Here is a 24,960-nt window from a genome sequence, read left to right on the forward strand (position 1 = left end):
CTTAAGGGAGCTGATAGGCTCCCTTCTTTTATGGTTTAAAGAGCACTATTTTATTAATCGGTATTCAATTAAATATAATGAGTCAGTAGTGGGATAAATTTCTTTAATTAGTGTTTTTAATACCGATAATTCCATGCCCTCTTGCTGTGCATGATACTCATTTATATCACTATATTGCAGTTTAGAAACGGATAAAATTTTTAATTTTCCATAGTGAGTCCGATGCTCATTAGCAAATAATTCAACTTCAGAGCCTGGTATATAATGGCTTTCACTCTCATCTCGAATAGTAATGACTTTGTTTTCTGAAAGAATAGAAGGTATTAAACGTTCAAAGAACGTGATTTCAGTTGGAACAGTAAACATATATTGACTCACAAAGAAATTATAATTTAATAATTATCTTACCATGAGAATTTTTATTATTGAGGGATTGTGTTGAATTAACACCGTTTTTTAAGATAGCGTCATTTACTTATTAATTTTTGCTCATTTTGCAACAACTTTGCTTTGCGCTCAATTCCCCAGCGATAACCCGATAGCTCACCATTTTGTCTTACAACTCGATGACAAGGGATAGCAACGGCCAATTTATTTGCGCCACATGCATTAGCGACTGCTCGATAAGCTTTTGGAGAACCAATTTTATTCGCAATATCTTGGTAAGTAACCGTGTAACCAAAAGGAATTTCCATTAATGCTTTCCATACTTTTTGCTGAAAAATTGTTCCTTGAATATCTAATGGTAAAGATAATGGCCGTAAGGGAAACTCTATAAAACCAATAACTTGAGCTACGATTTGTTCAAATTCTTTGTTGGCTCCAATAAGCTCAGCGTGGGGAAATTGCTTTTGTAAATCGACAAGTAAATTATCAGCATCGTCACCTAAAGTTATCGCGCAAATTCCCTTTTCGCTTTGAGCGACAAGAATATTTCCTAAGGAGCAAATACCTATGGCAAAAAAAATGACAATATTTTCACCACCAGTACGCCAATCGGTTGGTGTCATACCTAATATTGCTGAAGCATTCTCATAAAAACGGCTATTGGCATTAAAACCTGATTGATAAATAGCATCTGTAATTCGTGAATTTTCAGATAACGCTTTTTTTATTAACTGTTGGCGATAAGCATTAGCATAAGATTTTGGTGTTATTCCTATAATAGATTTAAATAAACGATGAAAATGATACGGACTCACCATAATATGCTCAGCAATGCGAGCCAATGAAACATCACCGTTATTTTTTTCAATAAAGCGGCAAGCTTGTTCAATAAGTTGATTATGTTTATCTTCCATCATCGCTTTTCTCTCGAATTAAAACTCAAATTAGGATGTCAGATACATTATTAACGTAAAAAATAGGTCGTACACTCCGATTATTGCTCATTTATTCAGGCTCTTTAGATAGAGCCCATAAATAAAGTGATGCTGTAGAACCATAAGGTGAATAGCGTTTGCGGTAACGCTCAAAGCGTGTTCTATCTAGTGTTTTGTGGCGATAAAGACGCATAATTCCACGCTGAATAGCTAAGTCGCCCCAACTTAAAATATCAGGTCGATTTAATGAAGAAATTAACATCATTTCAGCTGTCCAAACACCAACTCCTTTTAATTGGGTTAATGTATGTATAATTTCTTTATCTGTTAACGTTGGTATTTGGTGTAAATTTAATTGCCTTGTTAGCACGCTTTCAGCAATACCTAAAATATACCCCGCTTTTCGCATTGTCATGCCACATTGCTGAATATCAATTACAGATAATTGGATGATGCGTTCAGGTGTATATTCTCCCAAACATAAATCTAATAGTCGTTGATTTACGGTTATGGCAGCTGAAACGGAAATTTGCTGCTCAATGATATTTTTAACTAATGCAGTAAATAAATCAGGTGTGAGTGGACGTTTAACTTCACCTATTCGCTCTATTAATCCAGCGAAGCGTTTATCTCGCCGCTTTAGCGTATTTATCTCTTTTTCACCATAACAAAAATACATGTAGCATCTCAATTAAGATAACGGATTGTACTCAGTATAGGCTGACAATAGGGTTTTATAGCACTCCATTTCTTGCTAATAAGGTAATTTTTTATAACTAAATAGCCTTAACATAAATGTTAGGCTATTTAGTTTTGTATTATGTACCATTAACCCTAACTAGTGACATTCTCGGCGACATTGCCATAACACTAATAATAATCCTAATAGCGCAATAATTCCGCCAGCAATCGGTACCATTGAGTAGCCTAAACCCATTTGTAATACCACTCCGCCAGCCGCTGCACCTATTGCATTACCAAGGTTAAAAGCACCAATGTTGACTGAAGATGCAAGTGCAGGCGCATCTTTAGAAAGTAACATTACTTTTGTTTGAATTGGTGGGACTAAACCAAATGCAGCAAATCCCCATATAACTAAAGCAATACCAGCACCAATTTCTGTTTTTGTAACTAATGGATAAACCATCATGCTAATAATTAGTAATAGGAAAAGAGAGATAAGTGCTTTATTTAATGATTTATCTGCTGCTTTTCCGCCCCAATAATTACCTAACGTAAATCCTATCCCAATAAGAACTAACATAAAAATAATACGTTCAGGTGCTAGATCAGTAATATTAATTAGAATGGGCGCAATATAGGTATATAGCGTAAACATAGCACTTGCACCCAATACGGTTGTTAAAAGTGCTAATAACACCGGCGTTTTGGTGAGTGCTTTTAATTCGTTACGTATATTGGTTTCTTTTCTACTGGCTATTGTTGGCAAGCTAAATAGTAGTGCAGCAATAGTAATAACACCTAGTGTGGCAATAGCTAAAAAAGCCCCCCGCCATCCTATTGTTTGCCCTAACCATGTCATTAGAGGCACACCAACAATATTTGCTAATGTTAATCCCATAAACATTGCAGCAACAGCACTAGCTCTTTGGTGAGGTAAAACCACACTTGCTGCGACTACTGCACCGATACCAAAAAAAGCACCGTGATTTAAGCTAGTAATAATCCTAGATAATAATAACGATATAAAATCAGGAGATAATCCTGAAAGTATATTACCTAGCGTAAATAACCCCATTAATATAGTTAGTGCTTTACGAACCGAATATCGGTTAAGTAGTAAAGTCATAATTGGTGCACCAATCATAACACCCGTTGCATATGCTATAACTGCAATACCTGCTGTTGGTATTGAAATGTCTAGCCCTTGAGCAATAAGAGGTAACATTCCCATTGGTGAAAACTCTGTTGCACCTATAGCAAAAGCACCCATTGCAAGAGCAATTAAGGGAAAATTGAGTCGCATAAATATCCTTTGGTTATTTTATTGCTTAAATAACAATATGTTATTCATTTCTTAAAGGTAATATCCTGTAAAGTGATGCAATTTTGCCATAGTTGTTATTAAGGATTAAGAGACTAATTTGAGAAATACTTTTGATTTTAAAGCAATAATAAAAATTTAATTAGTAATAAATAAAACTATAACTAAAAAATAATATTTATAAAAAATATATCTTTTATGTTTTACTCGATAATTATAAATTAATTTATTATATCACTAATGACTCTACGGAAATTAAAAATAAACTCATGCAAACAAAATAACCATCTATAATTTAATTAATTTATATTTAATGTATAAATTAACATTTTTAATTTAATAACCTTAGGATTTTATAACATGAATAATAATACCTTTGATTTAAAAAATAAAGCTGCTGCTATAGATTTAATAAAAAAGACAATGCTATTTGCTATTCCAGCAGCATTAAGAGCAGCTGCAAAATTAAAAATTGCAGATTTACTTAAAGATGGTCCAAAAAGTGTAAATGAATTAGCCAAAGAAACAAATTCATTACCATTGGCATTAAATAGGATATTAAGAATATTAGCTTCTGAAAATATTTTTTATGAATCAGAGGGGTTAACGTATTCACTTGCACCGGCGGGACATTTTTTACTAAGTGATCATGAATATACATTGCGTGACTCTATATTAATGTTAACGAATGAAACGTTTTGGCGCCCTGTAGGAGATGTTGTTGAATCTGTTCAAGGAAATCCTGCTTTTGAAAATTTATATGGCATGTCTTTCTATGAATATTGGCAAGATAATGTGAGAGAAGATCATGATTTTCAGGTAGGTATGAATTCGCTTTCAAAAATAGAAAATTATTTTATAGTAAAACATTATGATTTTCCTAAAAATAAAGTCGTTACAGATATTGCCGGCGGATTAGGTGGTTTATTATTAGAAGTATTGAGAGTTAACCCAACATTAAAAGGACAGTTATTTGATCGTAAACATGTATTAGAAAGAACTCGATTAACAGAATTAGGTGATGATAGCCGATGGAAATTAATTGAAGGAGATCTATTTGGTGACTACCCTGAATCAGATATTTATTTAATTAAATACATCATTCATGATTGGGATGATAACAGTGCCGTTACTTTCTTTAAAAATTTTAGAAAAGCAATGAAGCCTGACTCTAAAGTTCTTATTATAGAACCTGTTATCTTCAAGAAAAACATACCAGACACTGCGAAGTATATGGATATTCTTTGTATGAGTGCTTTCCCTGAGTCAGGAGAGAGAACAGTTGATGAATTTAATAATTTATTAGATCAAGCAGATTTAAAAATTAATAAAATTATTAAAACAGATACTTATAACGTTATATTAGAAGTGGTTATAAAATAAATATAAGTGTATATAGAAAGCAAAAAAGGTCACTACTTAATTAAGCAGTGACCTGATATCTAAATTGTCGCATTAAGCTGTTAAAGCTAATTTAGCGCCAAAAAGTAAGAATACGGCGCCAATACAACTGTTAGATAATGAAGCTAGTCGTTTGTTATGCTTAACTTTATTAGTAATTGCGACACCACCAAAGATAAGTATAGATAAATACAGCATACTACAAGTTTCTAAAATTACGCCTAATACAAAAAATGGAATACCCGCATTTTCGTATTTAGGATCAATAAATTGAATAAAAAATGACACATAAAAAATAATCATTTTAGGATTAAGCATACTTAAAAATAGAGCTTTAACATATAAACCATCTTTTGCTTTTATTGCTTCTACTGAGACCTCTTCTGCTGTCTCTTTTTTCTTTTGAAACGTTGCATATAGGGTTTTTAATCCTAAATAAGTTAAGTAAAGAGCACCTGCATATTTAATAATAATAAAGAAGACGGGTGAAGTCTTGACTAATGAAGCAACCCCCAAAAATGCCAAAAAGATTAATAATGCATCACCCGTAAAAACACCAAGAGCGGCTTTATACCCCCCTTTTACGCCATGCTTCGCACTGGAAGTTAGGACGAAAATCGAGTTAGGTCCAGGGACTAACGTGATAAAAATAACGCCTAAAAGGTATGTCCAAATATTTGAAATACCGATATTTTCTAACATATGACGCCTTTTTAAATTAAAATGACATGCTGGATATGTGAGCTATCATATCGACGTTAATAAATTTGTAAAACAATAATCTTTATTATAAATATAAATAAGATTTATATTCTAATAATCAAACTAAAAGGCAGTTGTATAGTCTATTGCTACATTCAAATTAAGAGTAATAATCTAAGCTTAACCATTGTTATAGTACGGTGCTGTTATTATCTTTTTTAAAGGCTAATAATCTGATATTTTTTTAAAAGTTAGTTATAAAAACTATATTTTAAGTATAATATAGCAATAATATCCTATTGTTTGTTTTATGTTATAGAGTATTAAGCTATTGTTTTTTTATTTCTGATTTATCATGTGTTATTAGATGGCTTTTATTTTATAAGTAATTGAAAAATATAATTTTATTGTTATCTGCAATGATTGATTAGCACGAATAGTGATAGAATAAACAAGATCCTTTTTGTTAAAAAGATTAGTCTGTATCGTTTTTACTATTGTATGTAGGGTTTATAACCTTTGTTACTAGAGAAATTGAAATGAGACCAAACAAAGCACAACAACTGCATTTTCAAAAGAAAATTATTATTGTTGGTGCAGGTATTGTCGGTGTAATGCAGGCATGGTACTTAGCAAAAATGAGTAATATGCAGGTTATCTTACTTGATAAATCTACGGCTGGCTCTGGTGCTACGAGTGCCTCTTTTGCTTGGCTAAATGTTTCTTATGGACGTCCTGATGCTTATCAACAATTACGTGCGGATTCAATTAACAGCTGGCGAGAGCTTGATAAACAAACTCAAGGTCTACTCAATATAGATTGGTCTGGAGCAATAAGTTGGATGTCTTCTGAAAGTGAAACTGAGCAATTTATTAAAACTCATAATCAAGCCGGTTTTAATGTTCAACCTCTAACTAAAAAACAACTTATTAAAAAAGTACCTCAGCTTAGTAATCCACCCGAATTAGCAGCATTTGCGATGAATGAAGGTGCAGTAGATCCTTTACATGTAATCAAAATATTACTTCAACAAGCTCAAAATATGGGAGTTAAATATAGTGAGAATAATGAAGTCATTGCACTTTTACGTAAAGGCAACCAAATTATTGGTGTTAAAACAGCCCAAGGCGATTTATATGGTGATTATGTTATTTTAACTGCTGGTACTGGCGCTTTACCGCTATTATCTGCACAACAGATTGATTTACCTCTATATGCATCACCAAGTATTTTATTAAAAACAACCTATACTGCTAATAATGTATTTTTACCCTGTATTATTTCTACGCCAGAAATGGAGTTACGTCATTTGGCTCAAAATGAGATTATTGCAGCAGAAGATTACATTGATAATAGTGATGAACATCACCCTGAGCACATTGCGCAACGTGCGAAAGAGACTTTTTATGATAATTTTACAGATATCGGTAAACTAACGATTACACAAGTCTCAGTTGGTGAACGGCCTATGCCCAAAGATGAAATGCCAATTGTTGGTCCTGTGTCTCCCTTTCAGGGACTATATATTGTTACTATGCATGCAGCCGTGACACTGTCACCTTTATTGTGTGAATTAGTTGCACAAGAACTGATACACCAAAAAGCGAACCCTATGCTTACCCCTTATCGCTTATCGCGATTTATCTAGAGAACCATTATGGATGCACAACTGTATAAAGAATTTAAAATTATAGAAAAAGCCTTTTGGTCTGAAATTTGCGAAAATAATATTCGTATTGGTGATCACACTCACTGCTTTATGACCCCAATGGATGCACCTATTTTTAATTTTATTTACCTTCGCCAAGGTGCAACAGAAAGCGCATTTCAACAAGCTAGTACCCTATTTTCCTCTCAGAAAAAAGGACATATTTTAGTTTTTCCAGAATCTCTATTACCTGATTTTGACACTATGATTAAAAATGCAGGTTATAGTGGCGACGGAATGACTACAGCGATGTATTTAACGCTATCAGAAGCGACGTACCCTAACTATAAAAATAGTCCATGCGACATTATTTTAACTAACCATAATTTAGAACAATGGGCTCATCCATTAAAAACAGCATTTCCCGTGAGTGATAATGGTGATGAAGATACAATTATTACTGAATATATTCGTTATCATCAAAAAGCATTAGATAATGGCGCCAATATTTTTCACTACGCATTATTAGTAGATGGTGCTCCCGTTTCTTCATTAACGTTAACTTTGCATGAAAACCTAGCACGTTTTGATGATATTGGAACAGATATTAATTACCAAGGAAACGGCTATGCAACGCACTTAATTACACATGTTTTAGAGTTTTGTCGTGAGCAAGGTGTTGAGCGCTGCTTTTTAGATGCATCAGCTGATGGTTTAGAGTTGTATCGAAAATTTGGGTTTAAACCACTCTTTAATTATTTGAGTTTTATTAAAGAGTAATAATATTCTTAGGCTCAACTAGATATGTTTATTGGATATTGTTGAGCCTAAATAATAAGTTACTGATATTTTATTTATGTGAAAAATTACCTATAGTTTCGTTGTTGAGCATCAGCTTTATCTTTTTCTCCAATCTGTCGAAGAACGCGACAGGGATTACCAGCAGCAACGAAATTGGCTGGAATAGATTTAGTTACTACACTTCCTGCACCAATAACACAGTTATCCCCAATAGTAACACCAGGTAAAACGATACATCCTGCTCCTAACCAAACATGATTACCAATAGTAATGGGAAGTGCATATTCAAGCTCACTGCTGCGTATTTCAGGATCGATAGGATGGGTTGCAGTTAAAAGACTTACATTCGGAGCAAACATCACATTGCTGCCAATTTTTACTGGTGCACAATCTAAAATAGTCAAATTGAAATTAGAATAAAAATTCTCACCAATTTCGATTAATTCACCGTAATCACAATGAAATGGTGGTTCAATATAAAAATTTTTTCCTGTTTTTCCTAATAGCTGTTTTAAATAATTAATTCTTTTCGCATCTTCAGAAGGACGAGTGAGATTAAAATCATAAATAATTTCGCGCGCTTTTGTTCTTATTAGTTGCAGTTTTTCTTCTTTATTTGCGTGATAAAGATGGCCTGATACCATTTTTTCGTATTCAGTCATAATGACTCCAAAGATTAAATGCATAAAACAGCTAAAGATAGCATCCTAGCTTAATTATTTTCAGTTAACCTTGTTTTTTTGAATCCATTGCGGGCTGATTGGTGAAATTGTTGATTCAATTTCGCTGTCAGTGTTTGCGCTATTGCTGTCATCTCTGGCCCTGCCAGTGTTGGTGAGCCAGTACCAAAAGGAGGTCTTGGATCATACTCAATTGCCAGCTCTGTTAATTGCGCAAAAGGAGTTCCTAATAGCTGCTCTAATACCAATAAAGAAGCGTCAAATGACCCGGTGGCTGGCCCTGATGTATAAATATTTCCATCAATAACGACATCACTCCCCGCAACAGCCGTTGCACCAACATCAGGCAGCATAGGTACCACATTTGTGTTACTGGTTGCTTTTTTACCATTTAATAAACCCGCAGCTCCTAGTACTAAAGAACCATAACATGTACCAATAACATAGCGCGCTTTACGACCAATATTGGCAAAAAAAGCCAAAGTTTCAGTATCTTCAACGATTTCTGGAGGCACCATTCCCACAACTAAGACATCGAGATCTTCAGGACATTCATCAAAGGTCATTGTTGGCATTGTTGGCCAACCAATATAACCTTCGACTAACTCTTTCTTTTTCCAAATAAAGTAGATCTCAGCACTGGCAATGGTAAATACAGATTGTGCGCCATTAATATCCATAGGCATAAAACCAGGGCAAATAAAAATACCTATCTTTAATGGGTTAAGTTGTTGTTTCCGCCCCTCTTCAACAAGCTCAATAATTGAAGCCATATTTTTTCCATAAATCATTTCATGCTTATTCATTTCTTTCTCCCTATTTTGTACTGGTTAGTAAAATAATGACATTTGTTCTATACTGAGTAAATACATTTCTTACTAGATGGTACAAAATGCAAAAGAAAGGTCGCCCTCGTCGTTATGATAGTGATGCTGCACTTGATAAAATTATGGCATTATTTTGGAGAAAAGGATTTACAGCCACATCAATGGATGATTTGGTTATTGAAACGCAAATGAATAAACCCAGTTTATATTCAGCATTTGGCAATAAGGCCGCACTTTATACAAAAGCTATTGAGCGTTTTAATCATATTGCAGCGACACGTTATTATCATGAACTAGAAAAGCATTCTCCAGAAGATACTATTGCAGTGCGAATACAGCGTTATCTTTTGTCAGCTATTCGTTTTTATACTGATAGTGAGGGATTAACAGGATGTATGGTGCTTTCAACCGCAGTGACTGAAATCGCAGATCCTGCAATTCAATCGATGCTTAATGATGTTATTAATGCGCAAACACAGCAAGTTATTGATGTCTTAAAAGATGCCCGCGAAATGGGAGAATTAAAAGAAACTGTAGATGTTCACTCTATTGCATTAGGTATTGTTGCACTCTTGCACTCAATTTCGTTAAGAGCAAGAGCTGGAGCATCGGTAGATTCACTTATTCCTTTAGCTGATATATCACTAATGTTAATTTCGCCCTTTCTATCTGAACAATAAGATAAATAATGGCAAAAATAGATTTAATCATCAGTATCAACGCAATAATGCGTTGATTGCTTAATTATGAAAATAAACCATTGATTAATAGAGAACCACTCGCAAAAATTAACATACTATCAAGTAACCATTGAAATAGTTTTGGCGTAAGTTTTAGTACAAGCTTTTTACCTAAAAAATTTCCTAATGTTAATCCACCGCCGACTAATACACCGCTAATTAAAATAAAACTATCAACGGCACCTAACTGGCTAAATGTCAGTGCTTTTGTAAGGTAAATAATAAAAGAAGCAGCAGCCTCTGTAGCAAGTAATGGGCCTAACGTTAATCCATATGCCGAAAATATAGGTATTGTAAGTGGGCCTGTTGAGAACACAACCCCCGTTAAATAGCCAACAACAGCACCTGAAATAATAACTTGGTAGGTTTTCATTTTAATTTGATGACGGCGTAATAAATGAATAATTGGGATCATAAAAATAAAAAATAACCCCATTCCAATATTAATCCACTTTTCAGGCAGTAACCATAATGTATTTGCGCCAAGGATCACGGCAGGAACACCAGGTAATAGATAATAAAATAATGGTTTTAAGCGAATACTATGACGCCATAAGTAAATACGTGATAAATTTCCCATAACAGAAGCTAACGCCATAATAGGGACAGCCTCTTTAGCACCAAATACATAAGTTAGTGCTGGAATAAGTAAAATAGATGAGCCCGTTCCCACAACACCACTAATTACCCCAGAAAATACTGCTAATAAAATCACAGCAATAAAGCTCATTATCATCCTTTAAGTTCAATAAGTTAAAGAAAAGTATCATACCTATCTTCTTTATTTTTGCCTGTGATAAAATGTCACAATACTGTGACTTTTAATAAGAAAGCGATAATGAGAATATTATGATGAAAAATTTCCCCCCCCTGCCTTCACTGCGAGCTTTTCTTGTTGCTTGTCATAGTCAAAGTTTTACTGAAGCAGCTCAAACATTGTGTGTCACTCATGGGGCAATTAGTCGACATATTCAGGTGATAGAAAAATGGTTTGGAGTATCTCTATTTTATAAACAAGGCTTACGGAGAGTTCCTACACCTTATGCATTAACACTGGCGCAAGAGTTAAGTGATGTTTTTGATAAATTAAATGATATTGGTTTTCGTTATGGTAACGGAGGTAAAAACGATATTCTTAATATTAGTGTGCCTACAACGTTGTGTCTTAAATGGTTAATTCCTCGAATGGAGGATTTTTATCAGCAATATCCTAATGCGAATATCCAAATAGCATCAGCAAATAGTGAGCGATTTCATTTAATTAGTCATGATGATTTGATTATTCGTCCACATCCTCAACAACAGGAATATTCATCTATTGCTTTTCTTAATGATGTTCATTGCCTTGTGGCCTCTGAAAAACTATTAAAACGTTACAACGTCACTGAATTGAGGGATGTTTTTAACTGCCCTGTTATTGATACATTAACTCGGCCTGGGCACTGGCAACAATGGCTAACTAAGGCAAAACTCAACACAAATGAGCAGTTTTTTCGTCATTATCGATTTGACCATTTTCATATTTCTTTGCAGGCAATCTTAGATGGATTAGGTATTGGAATTGGCCCACTTTCTATTTTATCAAATGATATTAGTGATAGCCGATTAAAGATCTTATTTCCTGAAATTCAAATTGCCCCTATTTGCTACTATGCGTTAACGCCTCTTGGTGTTCAAAAAACAAAAACACATATTGATTTTGAACAATGGTTAACAATACAGAAAAGTTAATTTTACTAATGAAATAAGCCAAAAATCTGTAATGAAATATACTTTCTCTAACTTTTTTAGTATATAGACTAACGCTTATTTTATTTATTTAATTAAAATTAACTAATGCTTCATGCGTTATTCTCGCGATTAAAAAAGCTAATCGTGCTGTTTTAATTATTCGAAGAATTTACCTGTCATTAGATTTAAAACCAAATAAATACAATTAATTACAATATAAATGCACGCTATTTCACGTATGTTTATTATTCAATTTTTATATAATCAGTTATAAACACTTATTGTTTAACTTAAATCCACGTTCTATGCTGATATCAACTAATAAAGTTTACTAATTTATTTTGCTGGCAACTAAGGACGATGAGATGTCTGTAGCCGTGACGAAGAAAGCAATAGAAAAACTGATTAATGGGTTTGAGTCTGATCCTTTTGCTCTACTTGGCATGCATGAAACATCTACTGGGTTAGAAGTCCGTGTATTTTTACCCGATGCAACCGCTGTAAGTGTTATCGATAAAAAAAATGGCCGTAAGGTTGCTATATTAGAACAAAAGCACCCTGCTGGTTTTTATTCTGGTGTTATTCCTAGACGTAAGCGCAGTTTTACTTACTGTTTAGCTGTTACTTGGCAAAATGACCAAGACATTATTGAAGACCCATATCGATTTGGCGTGTTGCTTCAAGAAATGGATATCTGGTTTTTAACTCAAGGTCATCATTCTCGTCCTTATCAATGCTTAGGTGCACACCCCGTTACATTAGGAGATATTAGTGGTATCTCTTTTGCCGTATGGGCACCTAATGCACAAAGTGTCAGTGTTGTGGGAGATTTCTCTTTTTGGGATGAACGTCGTTTTCCTATGCGTTTACGCCGTGAAAGTGGTATTTGGGAGCTTTTTCTCCCGCAAGCACAGCTTGGTGAGCGCTATAAATATGCCATTTTAGATACCAATGGGCAGCGTCATCTTAAAGCTGACCCTTATGCGTTTGAAACGCAAGTTCGTCCTGAAACTGCCTCTGTTATTAATACCTTACCTCCCATTCAATCTATGCCGTTATCGCGCCAACACGCGAATCAGCGTAATGCTGCTATTTCTATTTATGAGGTGCATTTAGGTTCTTGGCGTCGCCATGTTGATGATCAAAGTTGGTTAAGTTACCGCGAACTGGCAGAACAATTAATTCCTTATGTTAAAGATATGGGTTTTACACATATCGAATTATTACCCATTAACGAACATCCTTTTGATGGTTCATGGGGATATCAACCATTAGGGTTATATTCGCCCACTCGCCGTTTTGGTTCGCCAATGGATTTTCGTGATTTTATTGAAACAGCGCATCAAGCGGGCATTAGTGTGATTTTAGATTGGGTTCCCGGTCATTTTCCTGAAGATGACTACGGCTTACGCTGTTTTGATGGCACTGCTCTGTATGAATATGCAGATAGACGAGAAGGTTTTCACCCAGATTGGAATACCTTAATTTATAATTATGGTCGTAATGAAGTAATGAATTATCTTTCGGGTAATTTGCTTTATTGGCATGAACACTTTGCAATAGATGGTTTCCGAGTTGATGCCGTAGCTTCAATGCTTTATCGCGACTATAGCCGCAAAGAAGGTGAATGGATCCCCAATAAACATGGTGGCCGTGAAAATTTAGAAGCTATCGATTTTATTCGCCATACCAATAAATTATTGGGTACAAATTGCTCAGGTACAATAACCATAGCTGAAGAGTCTACCGATTTTCCTGGTGTAACACTGCCTCCTGATGATGACGGGCTAGGTTTTAATTACAAATGGAATATGGGATGGATGCATGACACTTTGTCTTATATGCAGCTCGATCCTATCTATCGGAAATTCCATCATAATCAAATGACCTTTGGTATGCTCTATGCCTATAACGAAAATTTTGTCCTCCCTTTGTCTCACGATGAGTTCGTTCATGGTAAAGGCTCACTAATCGGCCGAATGGTCGGTGATGATTGGCAAAAATTCGCTAATTTACGTACTTATCTTGCCTTTATGTGGGCATTTCCGGGTAAAAAATTGCTTTTTATGGGATGTGAATTTGCACAATGGCGTGAATGGAACCATGACAGTAGCTTAGATTGGCATCTATTAGAAAATCCTGAAAGTCCCCATAAAGGTATGCAGCATTTAGTTCGTGATCTAAATGATTGTTACCAATCTCATACCCCACTTTATGAATGTGATTTTGATCGAAACGGTTTTGAATGGTTAACCGTTGATGATCAAGACAACTCCGTTTTTGCTTTCTGTCGTCGTGATAAACAAGGTAATGAAGTCGTCGTTATCTGCAATTTTACGCCAGTTGTGCATCATAACTATGTTGTTGGTGTTTATCGTGCTGGTGCTTATCAGGAAATCCTAAACAGTGATTCTGAATTTTATAATGGAAGCAATGTTGGAAATTTAGGTGAAATAAATACAATCGCAGAGGTATTCAATGGCAAGCCTAACTCTTTGACACTGACTTTACCGCCACTTGCTACACTTTATTTAACAGTAAAGGATTAATATGTCATTAGATTATGGTCGTCCTTTTCCTATGGGGAGCCATTATGATGGCTATGGTGTCAATTTCACATTATTTAGTGAAAATGCCACTCAAGTAACACTTTGCTTATTTGATAAAGCAGGCAAAGAGATCCGCTATCAACTACCCGGTAAAACGGGCCATATCTGGCACGGTTACTTACCCGGTGCAGGGCCTGGTTTACACTATGGTTATCGTGTAGAGGGCAAGTGGGATCCCGAACATGGATTGTTTTATCAACCACAACAGCTATTGCTAGATCCTTATGCCAAACAAGTTACAGAACTTATTGATAATACGCTACCCTTTACTTCCTCTGTTTTTAATGTGTTAGAGCATGATAATAGCGCAATGATGCCCAAAGGTATTATTACAGATGATAGTGGCTGTTTTTGTCATTCTTATAAAGAGAAAGAAACCTATCAGCGTTTAAATACACCATGGTCAGAAACTATTATTTATGAAGGAAACGTAAAAGGACTGACGAAACTTCATCCAGATATTCCTAATGACATTGCAGGTACTTACGCTGCATTAGGACACCCTGCTTTTATATCCCATTTGCAAAAATTGGGTATCACCGCTCTGGAGCTATTACCCGTTCAATATCACTTAACTGAGCCTCATCTTAATAATATTGGATTAAAAAACTATTGGGGCTATAACGTATTAGCACCTTTTGCTTTAGCGACACAATATTATTCAAACACGGGTCGCAATATTATGGATGAATTTAGAGAAGCCATAAAGCGCCTACATAAAGCTAATATTGAAGTTATTTTAGATGTGGTATTTAACCATACGGCAGAATTAAGTGATCAAACTGAAGGTTATATTGTTGCACAACGTGGCATTGATAATCAGGCTTATTATTGGTTAAACGATGAGAATAAAGCACAAAATTGGACTGGATGTGGAAACACACTTAATTTAAATCGTCCCGAAACTGTTCAGTGGGTTATGGACTGTTTACGTTATTGGGTAACCGAATATCATGTTGATGGTTTTCGATTTGATTTAGCAACGAGTCTTGGCAGAGTACCTTATTTTGATGTGCATTCACCGTTATTAACAGCCATACGTCAAGATCCGCTACTTTCTCGTATTAAGCTTATCGCAGAACCTTGGGATTTGGGTTCTGATGGTTATCAAGTCGGTAATTTTCCTGTTCCATTTACTGAGTGGAATGATACTTATCGTGATGTTGTTCGTCGTTTTTGGTTATGGCGAGATGTCTCTATTGCTACATTTGCCGACATTATTACTGGCTCAGCCAAGCTATATCATAAACATGGTAGGCCGCCATATTCCAGCATTAATATGCTGACTAGCCATGATGGTTTTACATTACGCGACTTGGTTAGTTATCAAAATAAACATAATGAAGAAAACGGTGAATCAAATCTAGATGGGCATAACACCAATTACAGTGTGAATTTTGGTGAGGAAGGTTTGATTGTTAACGATAAAATAGAACACCTCAGATTACATGCAATAAGAAACTTATTTGCCACATTACTGCTCTCTAGAGGTACACCTCACTTATTAGCGGGCGATGAATTAGGTAATACACAGTACGGTAATAACAATGCTTATTGCCAAGATAATAAAGTTAGTTGGATAAAATGGTTTCAACCACCTTATAACCTAACAGATTATATTAGTCACCTTATTGAATTACGCCGCCAAATTATCCCATTGCAATCTCTAGAGTGGTGGGAAAGTAATAGCCAAAATATTATTTGGTTAAACCAACATGGTGAGCCAATTAGCAATGAAGATTGGCAACAACTCCCACCTTCTCCATTACAAATTGTTTTAGCTCAGCAATGGATTTTGATGATTAATCCATTACGAAATAGTGCCCTTTTTTCTTTACCTCAAGGTCAATGGTCTTGTTTGCTAGATACCGCAAATTGGCCGCGGTGTTATCCAACACAAAAACAGCAATGTGAAATACAACCTAGCAGTATCACGCTCTGGCGAAGTCGCGTTTTTTATCCTCAGCCTTGCGCTGAGAAGTTACCAACGATTTCCTCCCAGACTGAGTAATTTGATTGGAGTGCTATAACTATGATGACAACAGAACAAGGCCAAAAATTGATGTTGGCACAACAACTTCCTAAGGATGCAATTGCACTCATTTTAGCGGGAGGTCGTGGTACACGCTTAAAAGCGTTAACAGCAAAACGAGCAAAACCGGCAGTCTTTTTTGGTGGGAAGTTTCGTATTATCGATTTTACATTATCAAACTGCCTCAATTCTGGCATCCGTCGTATTGGTGTAATTACACAATATCAATCGCATTCATTGGTTCAGCATATACAACGTGGCTGGTCATTTTTTAATGAAGATATGAATGAATTTGTGGATTTATTACCGGCTCAACAGCGTAAAAATACTGAACATTGGTATATGGGCACAGCAGACGCTATTTATCAAAATCTCGATATTCTTCGTAGTTATAATGCTAAATATGTGGTGATTTTAGCCGGTGATCATATTTATAAAATGAACTATGCGCGTTTATTACTTGATCATTTTGAAAATAAATCAAAATTTACCGTTGCTTGTATTCCTGTACTTAAAAAAGATGCATTCCAATTTGGAATTATGGATGTTGATGAAAACCGTAAAGTACTCAACTTTTTAGAGAAACCATCAAATCCTCCTTGTATTCCTGGTGATCCCGAACATGCTTTAGCCAGTATGGGTATTTATGTGGTTGATAGAGAATATCTATTTGATTTATTAGAAGAAGATAGTCTTGATCCTAATTCTCATCATGATTTTGGCCAAGATATCATTCCCAAAATTACGGCACGTGGTGATGTATTAGCTCACCCTTTTGAACTTTCTTGTGTGAGTTCAGATCCATCAGTACCGCCTTATTGGCGTGATGTAGGAACCATTGAAGCTTATTGGTCTGCAAACTTAGATTTAGCTTCTGTGACGCCTGCGCTTGATATATATGCGAAAGATTGGCCAATTCGTACTTTTATGACGCCATTACCACCCGCAAAATTTGTACAAGATAATCATAACGAACATGGTCAAATGATGAACTCATTGATTGCTGATGGCTGTATTATCAACGGGTCAACACTTTATTCTGCTGTCTTATTCCCATTAGTACGAGTGGGATCTTTTTGTCATATTGAAGATTCTGTAATTTTGCCAGACGTAACCGTTAGCCACCATTGTTATTTAAAACGCTGCATTATTGAGCGTAGTTGTACTATCCCTGAAGGTACTGTGATTGGAATGAATGCACAAGAAGATGCGGCACGTTTTTATCGTACTGAAGAAGGTATTGTATTAGTTACTCGAGAAATGCTTGAACAATTGGCTCAAAAAGAATCTGAAAAACAAGATAAAACAACGCGTTACAACACATCACCTGACAACGCAACACCTAACAGCACAATATCCAATGAAATAGAAAACAAGCAAAAACCGCAAAATGAGGAGGCTTTTTCGTGAATGTTCTCCACTGCTGCTCTGAATTATTTCCACTGCTAAAAACAGGAGGATTGGCTGATGTTATGGGTTCTCTTCCTTTAGCACAAAAACGAATAGGTTTAGATGCACGGGTTGTAATACCTGCATTTCCTGCAATTAAAGATAATATTGCCGACTTAAAATTAGTCATTAATATTAATACTTTTGCTGGAAATATTTCCTTACTTTATGGGCAATACCAAGGTGTTGATCTTTACCTTATTGATGCTCCTTATCTTTATCAGCGTGCAGGTAGCCCTTATCACGACAAGCACCAACTCGCCTATAATGATAATGTTTTTCGTTTTGCCCTGCTAGGTTGGGTTGCCAGTGAGCTCTCTGCGGGACTTGATCCTTTATGGCGAGCTGAGATTGTTCATGCCCACGATTGGCACGCAGGGCTTGCATGTGCTTATTTAGCAGTAAAACATTACGCAGCAAAATCTGTATTTACTGTGCATAATCTTGCTTATAAAGGCGAATTCTCCCCCCATCATCTTCATCAACTTGAGTTGCCAGACGACTGTTTTTCTATCAATGGATTGGAATATTACGGGCAAATTTCATTTTTAAAAGCGGGTCTGTTTTATGCGGATCACATTACAACGGTTAGCCCAACTTATGCTAAAGAGATAACCACCTATGAATTTGGTAATGGTTTAGAGGGTTTATTAAAGCAACGTAATGATGAGCAGCGCCTTAGTGGCATTTTAAATGGTATCAACGAGGCGATTTGGGATCCAGTCATAGATACGCTGATTGAGCATCGTTATGGTGTGAAATCACTCGATAAACGCAGTGAAAATAAGTCAGTTCTCCAAAAAAAATGTGGTTTACCTATCAATAACGACGCACCTCTTTTTGCTGTTGTTAGTCGCTTAACCTCTCAAAAAGGTCTTGATTTAGTATTAGCGACCCTTGTTGATATTGTTGAACAAGGTGGCCAATTTGTGTTGCTTGGCACGGGTGATAATGATCTTGAAACCGCATTCTTAAATGCTCAACAACAATACCCACAAAACGTAGCTATTCATATTGGTTATGATGAAAGTTTCTCTCATCAAGTTATTGCTGGTGCTGATGTCATTATGGTGCCAAGTCGCTTTGAGCCCTGCGGTTTAACTCAATTATATGCTTTGAAATACGGAGCCTTACCCTTAGTAAGACATACTGGTGGTTTAGCTGACACCGTACATGATTGCTCATTAGAAAATCTGGCACGACATCAAGCAACGGGGTTTGTTTTTTATGAAACGACATTAGACGACTTACGCTCTGCAATTGAGCGTACCTTCACTTTATGGTCAATGCCAAAACAGTGGAAACAAGTGCAACAAGACGCAATGAGCCAAACTATATTTAGTTGGGAAACGGCTGCAAACACTTATGCGGCACTGTATCAGCGATTATAGATACGATGTCTATTTGAATAAAAAGTAGTAAAGAGACTTATAATGAAAAATTTATGTGAATTCGATTATTTATCACCAGATAAAGATATTGCCTCCCTTAAACGATCTATTGTCTATAAACTTATGTTTATTGTTGGCACATTTCCTGAATATGCCACCGAATCTGATTGGTTAAATGCGACTTCTTATGCCATTAGAGACCGATTAGTCGAACGTTGGTTAAAATCGACTAAAGCAGAAATCTCACCGAAAATTAAACAAGTTTATTATATTTCTATGGAGTTTTTGATGGGGCGTTTCTTAACAAATGCCATGCTCTCTTTAGGGGTTTATCAAGAAGTAAAACAAGCGCTACTTGAGTTAGGGCTTGATTTAGGGTCACAAATCGATCTTGAACCCGACCCGGGGTTAGGGAATGGCGGTTTAGGTCGTCTTGCTGCTTGTTTTCTCGATTCTTGTGCCACTTTAGGTTATCCCGTTATGGGATATGGTATTCGTTATGAATACGGAATGTTTCGTCAAAAAATCATCAATGGTGAACAACACGAAATAGCAGATAACTGGCTGGAAAATGGTAATCCTTGGGAATTTCCTCGCCACGAAGCCCAGTTTCAAGTTAATTTTGGTGGTCGTTTGCAACAAGAAAACGATAAAAGTCTTTGGATTGATACTCTGAATGTTGTTGCTCAACCTTATGATTCCATAGTTCCTGGATATAATACTCAAGCAACAGATACCATTCGTTTATGGTCGGCAAAAGCCAACAACGCGCTTAACTTGGGTAAGTTTAATAAAGGTGAATATTTGGAAGCGACTGAAGCGAAAGATCGCTCTGAAAATATATCACGAATCCTTTATCCTGATGATTCTACCTTGTCTGGCAAAATGCTGCGCTTACAGCAGGAATATTTTTTAGTTAGCGCATCAGTTCAAGATATTTTGCAGCGCCATTATCATCTGCATAATCGCTTTGATAACTTAAAAGAGTCGATAGCCATTCACCTGAATGATACACACCCAGTTCTAGCTATTCCTGAATTAATGCGTCAGCTGATTGATAACCACGCAATGAGTTGGGATGATGCATGGGAACAAACTATTTGTATATTCTCATACACTAATCATACGTTAATGGGTGAAGCGCTTGAGACTTGGCCTGTTGAGATGATTGGCCGCGCACTTCCTCGTCATTTACAAATCATTTTCCAACTTAATGACAAGTTTTTAAAACAAGTTAAAACGCAATTTCCTGATGATAACGATTTATTACGCCGGGTTTCTATTATTGATGAAGATAATGGGCGAAATATTCGCATGGCGTGGCTAGCAGTGATTATTTGTCATCAAGTTAATGGTGTTTCTGAATTACATAGCCAATTAATGGTGCAGTCACTTTTCACGGATTTCGCTATGATATATCCTAAGAAATTCTGCAATATTACTAACGGTATTACACCTCGTCGTTGGTTGGCATTAGCGAACCCTCCTCTTTCCAATGTTATTGATAGTTATATTGGTGAAGGTTGGCGGACTAATTTAGAACAATTGGGTGAATTAATGCCACTAGTTAAAGAGACTAAATTCTTACACCAATTAAAAGATGCCAAACGTATTAATAAACAGAATTTGGCGAAACTGATCCAGCAAAAGATGGGCATCACTATTAATCCTGATGCGTTATTTGATGTACAAATTAAACGCATTCATGAATATAAGCGTCAATTACTCAATGTACTTGGTATTATTACGCGTTATAACCGTATTTTACAAAATCCAGAAAAAAACTGGGTACCTCGCGTTTTTATTTTTGGTGGTAAAGCGGCATCAGCTTACTATAATGCGAAAAAAATCATTAGTCTTATCAACGATATTGCCTCTATTATTAATAATGATGAGCGTATTAAAGATAAATTAAAAGTTATTTTTATTCCTAATTATGGTGTTAGCTTAGCGCAAAAAATAATCCCAGCGGCTGATTTATCAGAGCAAATTTCGCTAGCTGGTACTGAAGCCTCAGGTACAGGTAATATGAAATTTGCCCTTAATGGTGCACTTACCATAGGTACTCTGGATGGTGCAAATATCGAAATTGGTGAGCATGTTGGTTTTGATAACATGTTTATCTTTGGTAATAACGCCCAAGAAGTCGCAGAGCTAAGACAACGTTACTCACCTCGTCGCTATTATGATGAAGATATTGAATTGCATACAGTACTTAATCAAATCGCAAACGGCTTTTTTAATAACAATGATCCTGATAAGTACAAATCGATATTTAATAGTTTGATTGAGTTTGGTGATCACTACCAAGTATTAGCTGACTATCGTAGTTATGTCGATACACAAGATAAAGCCGATGCACTTTATCATGATGAAAATGCATGGCTAAGAAAGTCTGCACTTAATATCTGTCAAATGGGTTACTTCTCTGCTGATAGAGCTGTAACGGAATATATGCAAAGAATATGGAAAGCAACTGCGATTTCACTTAAATAATGTTGGGTGAAAAACAACAGAACCACATTTTACGTGGTTCTGTTGTACTAATTTTGCATTGTGGTTAAATAACAATACGATAAGCGCAGCGTCTTGCGCCCTCAAGAATATATTCAACTCGTTCGAATTCAACACCTAACGTTTCAGAGAAAAGTGTTTGTTCTGCATTACAAAATCCCTGACACACTTTTGCAGCTGCACAAATTGGACAGTGATCTTCTATAAAAAGAAATTCGTTATCTTTAACTTGCTTCCAATGTGCCATATAACCTTCTTGGCTACGAATATTCGCTAAAATATCAAGGCGTTCTGTTAGTTCATCAGCCTCTTTTATTGCACTCATATAACGTTCATAACTCTGTTTTTTTCTAGCAAGGATCACTTTTTCTATTGCGCTTTCACCCAGCTCTTCACGAATGGTTAATAAAATTTGTGCTGTTAATTCTGCGTGAGTATCAGGAAATTGTTTTTGTCCTAATTCAGTCAAATGCCAATATTGAATAGGACGACCAACACCTCTTGGCTCTGTAATCGCTTCAACAAATCCTAAATTCGCTAATTTTACAAATTGTTGTCTTGCAGCTTCGCTGCTAGTACCTAGTCGCTGACCAACCTCATTAGCTTGCATAGGCCCATGTTTTTTAATCAGAAATAATATTTTATCTCCGACAGTGCGTTGTGCGGGATAATTATTTTCCAAGTTTTTTCTTGACATATTAGCTGGCTCAGTATTTATTAATCCAAGTTTTATCTTGTTAATTTAACGAAGCTATGTCGGAATAGCAATAATAAGAAGGATATTTTTGTCATGATCCCTAATAACAATAGCCAATGGCGCGATCTTTTTTCTGGGCGAAATGGCGCTATCTCGTTTGCACTCTCTTTTGGTGTGATTATCCATGCTGTTAATATTTTAATGGCAACAACGATCTTACCTTCAGTGGTTAATGATATTGGTGGTATCAGTTTATATGCATGGAATACAACGCTGTTTGTTGCGGCATCTATTATTGGTTCAGTTCTATCAGCTAGATTATTAAGTTCACTCGGTGCTAGAAGTGCTTATTTAATTGCAACGCTGCTGTTTTTTATTGGTAGTTTGTTATGTGCTATCGCTCCAGTAATGGAAACGATGCTAATAGGCCGATTTGTTCAAGGGCTTGGTGGTGGTATTTTATTTGCCCTTGCTTATGCTATGGTAAATATTGTATATGATCAGGCACTTTGGCCTAGAGCAATGGCATTAATTTCAGGAATGTGGGGTGTTGCAACGCTTATTGGCCCAGCTGTTGGTGGTATTTTTGCTCAGCTAGATGCTTGGCGTTATGCCTTTGGTATTATGTTACCAGTGATGATTTTTTATGGTATTTATTTATGGTTTATCTTGCCTAAAAATAAAGAAACTTCGCGAAAAAATACGAAGAAGCCATTACCTTATCTACAATTAATTATTTTAACTATCGCAGTGTTACTTATTTCATCAGGAAGTCTTTCATCGTCTCTTACTATTAATTTACTCAGTATTGTGGCCGTTTTGGCTTTAATTGCTGTGCTTATATTTTTTGAAAAACACTTATCTGTTCGCTTATTACCAGCCAATACTTTTAAAGGATTTTCGTTACACGCATTGCTATATATCACTATCTCATTACTTGCGATAGGTATGACTTGTGAAGTTTTTGTTCCTTATTATTTGCAAAGTTTACATGGTCAAACACCTTTAGCTTCCGGTTATATGAGCGCATTAATGGCATTAGGTTGGACTGTTGCTGAAGTTATGAGTGCAAGTTGGCAAGGGGCTAAAATGCGCTTTAGTATCCTTAGTGGCCCTATTATTGTTTTTATTGGTTTACTGGTATTAGCATGGGCAATTCCTAATCCAATACTGCAAACAGATAATACAATGATGCTCACTATTATTCTATTTGGCTTATTTTTTATTGGTTATGGTATCGGTTTTGGTTGGCCACATTTACTCACACGTATATTGCAAGCTGCTGGTGAAGAAGATAAAGACATTGCTGGTGCATCAATTACCACAGTACAATTATTTGCTACCGCGCTAGGTTCCGCCTTTGCTGGGATGATTGTTAATTTAAATGGCTTTAATAGCGATACGGCTGAGGGGCTTTCATCTTCTGCATCTGCTTTATTTTTATTCCTTGCATTAGCTCCATTAGTTGCAATTTATACTGCATGGAAGATTACTCGTCGCTCTTATTAACTTGATACTTTAATTATCCATCACTAAGAGGTGCTTTTTAGCACCCTTTTTATTTTTATACCTAGTTGAGTTCTTACAAAGTTCATTCTTTTTATTGGATATAGAAAACAGTATTAGATTAATTTCTTAAAGAAGTGTTTTCAAATTAAATTAATAATTAATGTTAATTTAGGCTTATACATTAGGGTAATTAAATGAGACTTAATCTAGTTTCAAATAAAGTATCAAATAAATTAACATCATTTAATGTTGAACGCGTTTCTAGCTATCAGGAGTTATTGGAAAAAATTAGGAGTATGAAAAATACATTAATGACATTAAATTATGAAAATAAATCAGTAGAAATTAATATTCAGGATGCTACTCAAAGATTAGCTGTAATGATGTTACTTGCTACTGTAAAATTAAGCCCAAATACCATTAAAAATAATAATGCTATAGATATAGATAAAATGGTAAAAGATTGGAAAGTAGAAGAAAAAATCACACTACATTCTGCCTTTATTAATAGAGAGATTGATAAACTTCCCCTAACTAAAGAGAAGAGTCTGACTCATGATGAAAGAATAGACATATTTGAAGAAATAAAAAATATATAATATAAAGTTAGATAGTAAATGTACCCAAACCTCTATTGTTCAATCTCTTTCTTTTGATAATGTTATTACAGATAAAATAAATTCACTAAAAATTGATGAAGATTTAAAAAAAGAATCAAATATTAACTTTAAAAGCATATTGTCAGAGATAAATGCTGGTGAAAATAATAATTTAAAACTATCAAGAATAAAAGGAGACTTGTACTATGAAATAGCAAAAAATATCTACGGAATTCTACTTTGTGATAATGAAACTCCCTTAGCCTTCTTTAACGAGTTACATCAAAAGATACAAAATTTAG

General features: G+C 35.4%; 20 protein-coding genes and 1 pseudogene. 12 read left to right on the top strand and 9 right to left on the bottom strand.

The features are described 5' to 3' along the window. Nucleotides 1-45 precede the first annotated feature (45 nt). The 4 genes from yqfB to PH4a_RS15410 all read right to left on the bottom strand — a co-directional run bounded on the left by yqfB (nucleotide 46) and on the right by PH4a_RS15410 (nucleotide 3,309). Entirely contained in the window at nucleotides 46-366 is a 321-nt protein-coding gene (gene yqfB, locus PH4a_RS15395) for a N(4)-acetylcytidine aminohydrolase (protein WP_064719940.1), read from the bottom strand. A gap of 101 nt (nucleotides 367-467) precedes the next feature. Then, nucleotides 468-1,301 (bottom strand): bifunctional DNA-binding transcriptional regulator/O6-methylguanine-DNA methyltransferase Ada, encoded by an 834-nt coding sequence (gene ada / locus PH4a_RS15400; protein ID WP_129041950.1) that lies wholly within the window; start codon nucleotides 1,299-1,301, stop codon nucleotides 468-470. 91 nt (nucleotides 1,302-1,392) lie between these two features. Beyond that, entirely contained in the window at nucleotides 1,393-2,001 is a 609-nt protein-coding gene (locus PH4a_RS15405) for a DNA-3-methyladenine glycosylase family protein (RefSeq protein ID WP_129040977.1), read from the bottom strand. A gap of 159 nt (nucleotides 2,002-2,160) precedes the next feature. Beyond that, a complete protein-coding gene (locus tag PH4a_RS15410) occupies nucleotides 2,161-3,309 on the bottom strand; it encodes an MFS transporter (RefSeq protein ID WP_064719942.1) in 1,149 nt (382 codons plus the stop codon). 378 nt (nucleotides 3,310-3,687) lie between these two features. Between PH4a_RS15410 and PH4a_RS15415 the strand changes: the two genes are divergently transcribed. Next, entirely contained in the window at nucleotides 3,688-4,710 is a 1,023-nt protein-coding gene (locus tag PH4a_RS15415) for a methyltransferase (protein WP_244212901.1), read from the top strand. 72 nt (nucleotides 4,711-4,782) lie between these two features. Here PH4a_RS15415 and leuE read toward each other — a convergent pair whose 3' ends face one another. Then, entirely contained in the window at nucleotides 4,783-5,430 is a 648-nt protein-coding gene (gene leuE, locus PH4a_RS15420) for a leucine efflux protein LeuE (RefSeq protein WP_064719944.1), read from the bottom strand. 539 nt (nucleotides 5,431-5,969) lie between these two features. On the opposite strand from leuE, the gene PH4a_RS15425 reads away from it, so the two are divergent. Together PH4a_RS15425 and PH4a_RS15430 are read left to right on the top strand one after the other, a co-directional pair. Next, nucleotides 5,970-7,079: an NAD(P)/FAD-dependent oxidoreductase gene (locus PH4a_RS15425; protein WP_129040979.1), complete on the top strand. Its 1,110-nt coding sequence runs from the start codon at nucleotides 5,970-5,972 to the stop codon at nucleotides 7,077-7,079. Nucleotides 7,080-7,088: 9 nt separating this feature from the next. Continuing rightward, the gene (locus PH4a_RS15430; protein WP_129040981.1) at nucleotides 7,089-7,859 is read left to right on the top strand and encodes a GNAT family N-acetyltransferase; all 771 of its coding nucleotides are present in this window, start codon (nucleotides 7,089-7,091) and stop codon (nucleotides 7,857-7,859) included. Nucleotides 7,860-7,945: 86 nt separating this feature from the next. Here PH4a_RS15430 and PH4a_RS15435 read toward each other — a convergent pair whose 3' ends face one another. Continuing rightward, complete coding sequence (locus PH4a_RS15435) at nucleotides 7,946-8,542, bottom strand: sugar O-acetyltransferase (RefSeq protein WP_129040983.1); 597 nt, start codon at nucleotides 8,540-8,542, stop codon at nucleotides 7,946-7,948. 50 nt (nucleotides 8,543-8,592) lie between these two features. Further along, nucleotides 8,593-9,366 (bottom strand): DJ-1/PfpI family protein, encoded by a 774-nt coding sequence (locus tag PH4a_RS15440; protein WP_129040986.1) that lies wholly within the window; start codon nucleotides 9,364-9,366, stop codon nucleotides 8,593-8,595. Nucleotides 9,367-9,452: 86 nt separating this feature from the next. Here PH4a_RS15440 and PH4a_RS15445 point away from each other — a divergent pair, with 86 nt between their 5' ends. After that, complete coding sequence (locus PH4a_RS15445; protein ID WP_129040988.1) at nucleotides 9,453-10,067, top strand: TetR/AcrR family transcriptional regulator; 615 nt, start codon at nucleotides 9,453-9,455, stop codon at nucleotides 10,065-10,067. A gap of 64 nt (nucleotides 10,068-10,131) precedes the next feature. Here PH4a_RS15445 and PH4a_RS15450 read toward each other — a convergent pair whose 3' ends face one another. Further along, the gene (locus PH4a_RS15450; RefSeq protein ID WP_341868132.1) at nucleotides 10,132-10,857 is read right to left on the bottom strand and encodes a sulfite exporter TauE/SafE family protein; all 726 of its coding nucleotides are present in this window, start codon (nucleotides 10,855-10,857) and stop codon (nucleotides 10,132-10,134) included. A gap of 119 nt (nucleotides 10,858-10,976) precedes the next feature. On the opposite strand from PH4a_RS15450, the gene PH4a_RS15455 reads away from it, so the two are divergent. From PH4a_RS15455 to glgP, 6 genes and pseudogenes are all read left to right on the top strand, one after another. After that, a complete protein-coding gene (locus PH4a_RS15455) occupies nucleotides 10,977-11,858 on the top strand; it encodes a LysR substrate-binding domain-containing protein (protein WP_129040992.1) in 882 nt (293 codons plus the stop codon). Between the two features lie 365 nt (nucleotides 11,859-12,223). Further along, nucleotides 12,224-14,407, top strand: coding sequence for a 1,4-alpha-glucan branching protein GlgB (glgB, locus tag PH4a_RS15460; RefSeq protein WP_129040994.1), 2,184 nt, complete (start codon nucleotides 12,224-12,226; stop codon nucleotides 14,405-14,407). A gap of 1 nt (nucleotide 14,408) precedes the next feature. Further along, nucleotides 14,409-16,478 (top strand): glycogen debranching protein GlgX, encoded by a 2,070-nt coding sequence (gene glgX / locus PH4a_RS15465; RefSeq protein WP_129040997.1) that lies wholly within the window; start codon nucleotides 14,409-14,411, stop codon nucleotides 16,476-16,478. A gap of 21 nt (nucleotides 16,479-16,499) precedes the next feature. Beyond that, a pseudogene (gene glgC, locus PH4a_RS15470) lies at nucleotides 16,500-17,786 on the top strand (glucose-1-phosphate adenylyltransferase); the annotation flags it as partial. Between the two features lie 119 nt (nucleotides 17,787-17,905). Beyond that, nucleotides 17,906-19,339, top strand: coding sequence for a glycogen synthase GlgA (glgA, locus tag PH4a_RS15475; RefSeq protein WP_129040999.1), 1,434 nt, complete (start codon nucleotides 17,906-17,908; stop codon nucleotides 19,337-19,339). Between the two features lie 42 nt (nucleotides 19,340-19,381). Continuing rightward, the gene (gene glgP / locus PH4a_RS15480) at nucleotides 19,382-21,835 is read left to right on the top strand and encodes a glycogen/starch/alpha-glucan family phosphorylase (protein ID WP_129041001.1); all 2,454 of its coding nucleotides are present in this window, start codon (nucleotides 19,382-19,384) and stop codon (nucleotides 21,833-21,835) included. Nucleotides 21,836-21,899: 64 nt separating this feature from the next. Here glgP and PH4a_RS15485 read toward each other — a convergent pair whose 3' ends face one another. Continuing rightward, nucleotides 21,900-22,550 carry a helix-turn-helix transcriptional regulator gene (locus PH4a_RS15485; protein ID WP_129041004.1) on the bottom strand — a complete coding sequence of 217 codons (651 nt, stop codon included), beginning with the start codon at nucleotides 22,548-22,550 and terminating at the stop codon, nucleotides 21,900-21,902. Between the two features lie 93 nt (nucleotides 22,551-22,643). Here PH4a_RS15485 and PH4a_RS15490 point away from each other — a divergent pair, with 93 nt between their 5' ends. Next, nucleotides 22,644-24,059 (top strand): MFS transporter, encoded by a 1,416-nt coding sequence (locus tag PH4a_RS15490; RefSeq protein WP_129041006.1) that lies wholly within the window; start codon nucleotides 22,644-22,646, stop codon nucleotides 24,057-24,059. Between the two features lie 194 nt (nucleotides 24,060-24,253). Further along, nucleotides 24,254-24,658, top strand: coding sequence for a hypothetical protein (locus PH4a_RS15495; protein ID WP_129041008.1), 405 nt, complete (start codon nucleotides 24,254-24,256; stop codon nucleotides 24,656-24,658). Nucleotides 24,659-24,960 lie beyond the last annotated feature (302 nt).

Source organism: Proteus hauseri (genome assembly GCF_004116975.1).
Classification (GTDB): Bacteria; Pseudomonadota; Gammaproteobacteria; order Enterobacterales; family Enterobacteriaceae; genus Proteus; species Proteus hauseri.